Below are 1,086 nucleotides of genomic sequence, written 5' to 3' on the forward strand. Positions count from 1 at the left end.
CGTTGGTGGCGCATATCATCGCCACCGGCGAACGCTACGAAACCGGCCCGACCGACTGCGAACTGCACTTTATGTCGTTCGCCTTCGACGGTTCCCACGAAGGCTGGATGCACCCGCTGATCAACGGCGCCAGTGTGCTCATCCGCGACGACAGCCTGTGGCTGCCCGAGTACACCTACGAACAGATGCACCGTCACCACGTGACCATGGCGGTGTTCCCGCCGGTGTACCTGCAACAACTGGCCGAGCATGCCGAACGCGATGGCAACCCGCCGAATGTGCGCGTGTACTGCTTTGGCGGCGATGCGGTGGCCCAGGCCAGTTATGACCTGGCCTGGCGCGCGCTGAAACCGACGTACCTGTTCAACGGCTATGGCCCGACCGAAACCGTGGTCACGCCATTGCTATGGAAAGCGCGACGCGGCGACCCATGCGGCGCGGTGTACGCGCCGATCGGCACCTTGTTGGGCAACCGCAGCGGCTACGTACTGGACGCGCAGCTCAACCTGCAACCCATCGGCGTGGCCGGTGAGTTGTACCTGGGCGGGGAGGGCGTGGCGCGGGGTTATCTGGAGCGCCCGGCACTGACCGCCGAACGCTTTGTGCCGGACCCGTTCGGCAAACCCGGCAGCCGCGTGTACCGCAGCGGCGACCTGACCCGCGGGCGTGCGGATGGTGTAGTGGATTATCTCGGGCGGGTCGACCACCAAGTGAAAATCCGCGGCTTCCGTATCGAACTGGGCGAGATCGAAGCGCGTCTGCGCGAGCAGGACAACGTTGGCGAAACCGTGGTGGTGGCCCACGACGGCCCGTCCGGTAAGCAACTGGTGGCCTACGTGGTGCCGGCCCGCGCCACCGACGACGGCGCGCTGCGCGACAGCCTGCGTCGCGCCCTGAAAACCCGCCTGCCGGACTACATGGTGCCTACGCACTTTATGTTCCTGGCGCAGATGCCGCTGACCCCCAACGGCAAGCTCGACCGCAAGGGCCTGCCGGCGCCGGACGCGAGCCTGATGCAGCAGACCTACGTGGCTCCTGAAACCGAACTGGAACAACAGATCGCCGCGATCTGGGCCGAGGTGTTGC

Annotated in this window: 1 protein-coding gene; it reads left to right on the forward strand. The window is 65.9% G+C overall.

All coding sequences use genetic code 11. From position 1 onward, the window contains the following. Nucleotides 1-1,086 (forward strand): AMP-binding protein (locus tag ABX75_RS28005; protein WP_047883140.1); only part of this gene is annotated, 1,086 nt, incomplete at both ends.

The organism is Pseudomonas sp. ARP3 (assembly GCF_001029595.1).
Classification (GTDB): Bacteria; Pseudomonadota; Gammaproteobacteria; order Pseudomonadales; family Pseudomonadaceae; genus Aquipseudomonas; species Aquipseudomonas rhodesiae.